General features: G+C 57.2%; 8 protein-coding genes. 2 read left to right on the top strand and 6 right to left on the bottom strand.

Annotated features, from left to right (window positions below; all coding sequences use genetic code 11):
* The first annotated feature begins 183 nt into the window (after nt 1-183).
* Nucleotides 184-1,083 carry a metallophosphoesterase gene (locus QMC91_RS05390; protein WP_300236455.1) on the top strand — a complete coding sequence of 300 codons (900 nt, stop codon included), beginning with the start codon at nt 184-186 and terminating at the stop codon, nt 1,081-1,083.
* Between the two features lie 109 nt (nt 1,084-1,192).
* On the opposite strand, the gene QMC91_RS05385 is transcribed toward QMC91_RS05390, so the two are convergent.
* Nucleotides 1,193-2,023 (bottom strand): restriction endonuclease, encoded by an 831-nt coding sequence (locus tag QMC91_RS05385; RefSeq protein ID WP_300236452.1) that lies wholly within the window; start codon nt 2,021-2,023, stop codon nt 1,193-1,195.
* A gap of 105 nt (nt 2,024-2,128) precedes the next feature.
* Here QMC91_RS05385 and QMC91_RS05380 point away from each other — a divergent pair, with 105 nt between their 5' ends.
* The gene (locus QMC91_RS05380) at nt 2,129-3,085 is read left to right on the top strand and encodes a ketopantoate reductase family protein (protein WP_300236449.1); all 957 of its coding nucleotides are present in this window, start codon (nt 2,129-2,131) and stop codon (nt 3,083-3,085) included.
* A 5-nt stretch (nt 3,086-3,090) separates the two neighbouring features.
* Here QMC91_RS05380 and QMC91_RS05375 read toward each other — a convergent pair whose 3' ends face one another.
* The 5 genes from QMC91_RS05375 to QMC91_RS05355 form a co-directional block, all read right to left on the bottom strand.
* Nucleotides 3,091-3,270: a hypothetical protein gene (locus tag QMC91_RS05375; RefSeq protein WP_300236446.1), complete on the bottom strand. Its 180-nt coding sequence runs from the start codon at nt 3,268-3,270 to the stop codon at nt 3,091-3,093.
* A gap of 88 nt (nt 3,271-3,358) precedes the next feature.
* Nucleotides 3,359-3,634, bottom strand: coding sequence for a pro-sigmaK processing inhibitor BofA family protein (locus QMC91_RS05370; protein ID WP_300236443.1), 276 nt, complete (start codon nt 3,632-3,634; stop codon nt 3,359-3,361).
* A 63-nt stretch (nt 3,635-3,697) separates the two neighbouring features.
* Entirely contained in the window at nt 3,698-4,342 is a 645-nt protein-coding gene (locus QMC91_RS05365; RefSeq protein WP_300236440.1) for a hypothetical protein, read from the bottom strand.
* 69 nt (nt 4,343-4,411) lie between these two features.
* The gene (locus QMC91_RS05360) at nt 4,412-4,684 is read right to left on the bottom strand and encodes a DUF1294 domain-containing protein (RefSeq protein ID WP_300236437.1); all 273 of its coding nucleotides are present in this window, start codon (nt 4,682-4,684) and stop codon (nt 4,412-4,414) included.
* Nucleotides 4,681-5,133: an iron dependent repressor, metal binding and dimerization domain protein gene (locus QMC91_RS05355; protein ID WP_300236434.1), complete on the bottom strand. Its 453-nt coding sequence runs from the start codon at nt 5,131-5,133 to the stop codon at nt 4,681-4,683. The genes QMC91_RS05360 and QMC91_RS05355 overlap by 4 nt, the downstream gene beginning before the upstream one ends.
* Nucleotides 5,134-6,000: the final 867 nt, after the last annotated feature.

The following is a 6,000-nucleotide window of genomic DNA, read 5'->3' as shown; positions in this document are numbered from 1 at the left end:
ATCACATCTCTGTGATGCAAGTGTTGTCCATGAAGCAGGAAGCCCCGCCCGAGAGCTCGGGGTATTTCACCAATCTATCCTGGGTCATTTCGGATCCTATATATTTTCATAGGATCAAAATACACTACAGTGAGGTTTAAGGCCCCTGGCACACGGTACGTAGCGTTACTTGTAGTTATCTTGATGATGTCGTCCGTGACCGGCTACATGACCCTGGAGGCGCGGGAGATCGATCTTACCATCCTCGAGATCGACGGCGCGCCGGAAGGCATCGTCTACATCACCGACCCACACATCCAGGCCACAAACATAGATCACGTTCAGGCGGTGATCGCCGAGATCAACCGGCTGGAACCCTCCCTTGTCCTGATCGGCGGCGATTTTGTCACAGGTGAGGAGGAGGACTTCGCGTTACAGGGGGTATGGGGCTTGCTCGATGTGCCGACCTACGCGGTGCTCGGCAACCATGATTACCGCGTGGGGACAAACGGCACGACAGGCCTCGAACGAACACTTGCCACCAGGGCATCGACCACACTCACCACCGACTACTACGACGTCTCAGCCCTGAACGACGGTTCCGCCGATACCGCGTTTGCTGAAGAACTCATTGCAACCCTCGAGGAGAACGGTGTCCATGTCCTCCGTAACGAGTATGTCCGGATAACCCTCGAAGACCAGGAGATCGTCATCGTCGGGGTTGACGATGGTTGGGCCGGGATGGCAGATCCGCCAGCGGTGCCAGATACTGATGCTTTCACAGTCTACCTGATCCACGAACCCTCCTGCAGGGCCGACTGGGACGCCGACCTCATCCTATCCGGACACACCCATGGCGGCCAGTTCCTCCTCCCTGTCATCAAACAGTTGAACGATCGCGGTAGCATCGAACTCGCCGGGCTCTTTGACGCCGATGGCCGAACACCGACCTACATCTCACGCGGCATATGCAGTGCAGACCTTGCTGGAGTCGATCTCCGATTCAACTGTCAACCCGAGATTGTCCTGATCAACCCGACCGACGAACAACTCCTGGCTCTCGAAGAACCCATAGATCCCATCCGCGTTATCAACAAGACTTGAGGGGTATTCCCGCCCTGAAAAAAACTACATGATGCCCGTCAGGGCTACAGGCATACCGGATGAAAAGCGGGGGTCATTTTCATACGAACCATCATCCTCCGGCCCTATCTTACTGCTCGAGGATAGCCCGCGCCCGACCGGCTACCAGCAGCACATCTTTGAGAGGAACTCCCGAAAGGTGGGCTATGACCGAGGCGTCGCCGTCGGCGACCTGTTTTGCCGTCACGAAACCAGCAGCAGCCAGTCTGCCAATTGTCGACTGACTGACGCCGGCAACGATCGTTACGGGGTAGGACCGCGTCTCCTCGATCATAGATCTCAGGTTCTGCTCCTCCGGATAGTCCCAGCCGATATGTCCTATACCGCGGCAGTTCGCATACCGTTTAGCGTGATCGGTGAGCTTGGTGTTACAGACTATCAGGGCGCCGTCGATCGAGACCGGGCACCGCCCCGACCGGAACCCCTCCTGCAGATCCTCAACTATCGCCCGGGCTATCCGACCTTCGTCGAGACCGGTCATCCGATGGGGGCTCGCATGGTGTTTAACCTCGATAAAGACTCTGGTGCCGTCATTCTGCGCGATGCCATCAACCTCGTGCTCGCCACAGAGACCGGGGAGGATGCACCCTGCATCCACCTGGTAGCCGTACTCCCGGAGGAGAACCCGCACAAAATCTTCAAACTCAGGTTTCGAGCGCAGAAGCGCGAGTGCTCGCCGCAGGTTCGTCCGGTAGGCGACGGCCGGTCGGACGGCAGTTGCGCGGGCACGGATCATCTGGAGGACTGCTGAGGTCTTTACGCCGTCGGGCACAGACTCCTCAATCTCGCGGGCGATCCTTTCGGCATCCTCCACCCCAACACCCATCTTCTGGAGCGTCCGTTGCACCTTTCCACGGTCAAACGGCTGCCTGCTGCCGTTGGCCTTGGTGACATATTTCATACAGGTAGTTATCTCAACACCCTGGATGAAAAAACGTTTGGTAACGGTTTTCTGGCGACCCCCACAACGGTGGCGCAACCTTATCTGTTTCCGTGAGATAAATCCATGCAGATGGAACCGCTACAGCAGCCCACCATTCTGATCCTTGGCGCAGGGGCGGTTGGGCTCTCACTCGCCGGGAAACTCTCCGGCGTTGCGACAGTCTACGCGGCCTGCCGCCGGGTTCATGCCAGTGCAATCATGGAACGGGGACTGGTGATGGAAGGGGTCTGGGGAGACCGCACCGTCCGGGGTATCGACTGCGTTATGGGGCCAGAGGATCTTCCCGATTCTATTGACTTTGTCATCATAACCTCAAAGGGCACCGATACCAGGACGGTCTGCGAGGAGTATGCCGGAGTGATCCAGGGCAGACCGACGGTAACCCTCCAGAACGGCATCGGGAACGAAGAGATCATTGCGGAGTATACCGGGACTGTCATCGGCGGAACGGTGACGACAAACTTCTCGGTGTGTGGCCCGGGGCATGTCCGCGTCCTTAGCGAGAGCGCCCCGATGCGCCTCGGGATCTGGTCCGGCGGCGAAGACGCCACACGCGCCCTCGACCGCCTGATCACCCTGATACGATCTGCCTCCATCCCGGTCGAGGTTGAACAAGATATCCGTGCAGGCAAGTGGGCAAAAGCTCTCCTCAACATTGCGGTAAACCCGATCTCTGCCCTTCTCCGCGCGCCTGTCGGGGTTGCCGCCGATCCGAACCTGCGAGAGATTATCTCTGGCCTGATCCGGGAGACCTTTGCCGTCGCTGGCGCTGAAGGGGTAAGACTGCCCTGGGCGACCCCTGAGGACTACCTTGCATACCTGTTCGGCGTGCAGGTCCCTGACTTCGCCACGGTCTACCCCTCCATGTACTACGACCTCCAGCAGGGCCACAGGACAGAGATCGACCTCCTCAACGGGTATATCGCGATCGCAGGGGAGAGGCATGGTTTCGAGACCCCTTACAACAGATGCATCACCGGGCTCGTCCGCTCCGCCGAGAAGCAGCCGGGATGGGCATGATCCAGTCACGCCCTGCCACGTCTTGCCGCGAGTCGCCGGGCTGCCTCTCTTGCCTTCGCCTCCGTCCTCCAGAGACCCGTCCTTCCGACCGGATTACCCTCACTGTCGTAGAGTTCCACGTAGTAGCCGCCGTCCTGGCGGGATAAACGCACTTCGCCGAGTATGCCGGGCCCGTACTCCTCCATAGCCGTGGGATATTATCGCCAGGGTGTTATGATAATTCCGCACGCCCTCCACTCTATCACCCTGGTGCGTAAGACCTCGCCACCCGCCTCAGATGGTCAGAGGGAACCCGAGGAGGTGAAGCACCAGCGTAATGATGACACCAAATACCCCGCCTATAGCGCAGATCAGAACGGTGATTACATTGATCGGGATATCAGGCCGGCCAACCATACCCATCAGGCCGACAAGATTGATAATCCAGAGCAGGACCACTCCAACGACAGCGTTTATGATCAGCCCCTTTACGCTCTTTAGCAGTCTGTAGAGGACGAACGCAACGGCGATCACCAGTATAAGGGCGATGAGCCCGGTGAGTAAGCTCATGCTGTTTCTACGACGCGCCAGGTATTGAAACCTTCCTGCAACTTGCAATCACCCGTCATATTCTCAGGCGAGCAGCGACGCCACCGCCCGCAACGCATCATCACCACCCTCGGTATAGATGAGGCCGAGGACGGCCAGGGCGAGGGCTGCCTTCTCCCGTTCGAGGGTCTCCACTGTGGGGCGACGGTGATTCCCGCCACCGATCAGGTTCTCGTAGAGGGACCAACGATCGCAGAGTGCCGCGAGTTCCTCCGACCTCACCTTCCTCGCCGGTAAGACCTTCAGCCTCAGGGTGACATCCCCGATGAGGGCGAGAGCCTGCATGTCGGTGGAGACGTTTGCAAGCCTAGCAAGGTCGTTTGCCCTGACCGGAAGAACATCTTCATCAAACCCGGCGAGGATATCCGAAAAAATACGGCCGACGGAGGGGTTGACAAGGATCCACGCCAGCGTCGCCGGAGACCTGAATACATACCCCGTATCGTGCTCGATGCTGGGAAGGGTCTCATACCTCACCACCTCAAACTCATCTCTCATGCGGGCGGTTGCAATGCTCCAGGCCCGTATCCTCCGGAGTCTGCGGGACCGCCGGGCCGAGCGACGGTGTAAAGGGATATACTCAAGACAGTAGCGGCGCGTGAGCCAATCCCCAACCACGGCGAGAACCTCTTCCAGAGAGCGGGAGGGCGGTCCATACTCATAGACCATGCGGTTAGTGTGTGTAGAGGAATTGATTTAACTTTGCTGTTTATGTAAGCACCTTCCGAAGCCAGAGGATTACCGGAGACCTGCTATAAGCACAGCAATGAACAGGAGATGAAAAGATAGAAAAAGGGGGACCAGCCGAAAGACCCACTTCTGCGTTTTGTGCCGGAACACCCTCATCGCGACAAAAGCACCAAACGGCCCAAAAAACGCGAGAGTGAGCAGACGTTTCTCAGATGTCCTCCACGCCGACCTTTTTGCCTGCCGCTTATCGCGGTAGTAGGCGATGAATGCGACGAGGTTCACGACGAGGTAGACCACAATCACTGCTGCAACGATGGTCATACGGACCTTCGCTCCCACAATGACCTGTTATTCCGTATACGCTCGCAGATCTCTGGATCAGACTTGAGTTCTTCTACGAGCAACCGAATCTGGCAGATCGTCGTTGGGTGGAGTTCGTGCTCCATGTAACAGGCATCGGTGTTGGCGATCGTCTCAGGGACGTGGATGGCCTTCAGGAACTCCTTCAAGGTATCGTGTCGGAACTTGACCGCTTCGGCAACTTCACGGCCCGCAGGGAGGAGAACCACCCCCTCGTAACGTCGGTATTCAACAAGACCCGCATGGGCAAGCTTTCGAAACATCTCCACAACGGTAGATGGACTGACGTCCATCTCGCGCGCAACGTCCTTCGTACGGGCGTAACCTTTCTCCAGAGTGACGTTGAGGATGGCCTCAAGGTAATCCTCGATTCTCCTGCTGAGATCTTTTCTACATCCCTGGTGTCTCATACGGCAAATTTAGGGGCTGACTTAAACGACCCACGAACGAGAGGCAGGGCCAGCGTGGGGTCTTTCAATCTCTGGTGCCTTTCCAGAGAGGTTCGTCTTCGATACCGGATAGTTTCTCGTGCGGAGATATGATTGTTATTCTCACGCTTCAAGTGGCTCCCGGTAACGGGAGGGGGAAAGGAACGTCCCTGGGGATGCGAACTCGAGAGAGACGCAGGACTGGCACCTGCCCGATCCCACCTCCATGCCACTTTTTTGCTCCACCAACCCTATTGACACAGGGTAACCGGTTCAATCTGCTCTTCAATAAGAGTAGGTGTGGATTGGGCGTAATCAATCACATCCAAACTTTCTTAGGATGGAGGGCCTTTTCCGAAACCGTAGTGGAGATCACATCGGACAAACACGATCCGATCCGGGGCCGGCAACAGCGCAGGCTCCCTTGTGAGGTACACCTACCCAGCACCCCGGACACCACGGGTACGAAGCCACGGCCTCAGGATGACAAATGTGGCGAAAACGAAAGGGGGATCGTCTATTGTATGAAAATTAGCCCCCTCCAAAACTACCTGGATCTTCAGCCTTATTTTGCCGTTATATCCGCACTTCAAGGCTCAAAGATCGCTCCCCTTGCAAAAGTACACTTGCTCTGGGGCCTGATATTAGATCCTGGTAGTTTAAAACCGTGAAAAATGTGTATCATCTGCTTTGTCGGCGGGCAATTGCCAGAAAGACGGGAGAGACTCTGGAGAGAAGACCCATGCACGGCCTTGCCGGGTGGTGGGAGTGGTCAGCGAATACTGTTCGACCTAAGATGCAGGAGACATGGGCTGGGGCGTTCCGCCCCCTCCCCGTCAGCCCCTCCCG

Origin of the sequence: Methanoculleus sp. (genome assembly GCF_030019085.1) — an archaeon.
In the GTDB taxonomy this organism is placed as follows: domain Archaea; phylum Halobacteriota; class Methanomicrobia; order Methanomicrobiales; family Methanoculleaceae; genus Methanoculleus.
This window is presented reverse-complemented; position numbering and strand designations above follow the sequence as displayed.

Excerpts from the sequence above, each read along its gene's own strand:
- QMC91_RS05365 (WP_300236440.1), bottom strand. The coding sequence starts at position 4,342 with ATGGTCTATGAGTATGGACCGCCCTCCCGCTCTCTGGAAGAGGTTCTC.
- QMC91_RS05380 (WP_300236449.1), top strand. The coding sequence starts at position 2,129 with ATGCAGATGGAACCGCTACAGCAGCCCACCATTCTGATCCTTGGCGCA.
- QMC91_RS05390 (WP_300236455.1), top strand. The coding sequence starts at position 184 with ATGATGTCGTCCGTGACCGGCTACATGACCCTGGAGGCGCGGGAGATC.
- QMC91_RS05355 (WP_300236434.1), bottom strand. The coding sequence starts at position 5,133 with ATGAGACACCAGGGATGTAGAAAAGATCTCAGCAGGAGAATCGAGGAT.
- QMC91_RS05375 (WP_300236446.1), bottom strand. The coding sequence starts at position 3,270 with ATGGAGGAGTACGGGCCCGGCATACTCGGCGAAGTGCGTTTATCCCGC.
- QMC91_RS05360 (WP_300236437.1), bottom strand. The coding sequence starts at position 4,684 with ATGACCATCGTTGCAGCAGTGATTGTGGTCTACCTCGTCGTGAACCTC.
- QMC91_RS05370 (WP_300236443.1), bottom strand. The coding sequence starts at position 3,634 with ATGAGCTTACTCACCGGGCTCATCGCCCTTATACTGGTGATCGCCGTT.
- QMC91_RS05385 (WP_300236452.1), bottom strand. The coding sequence starts at position 2,023 with ATGAAATATGTCACCAAGGCCAACGGCAGCAGGCAGCCGTTTGACCGT.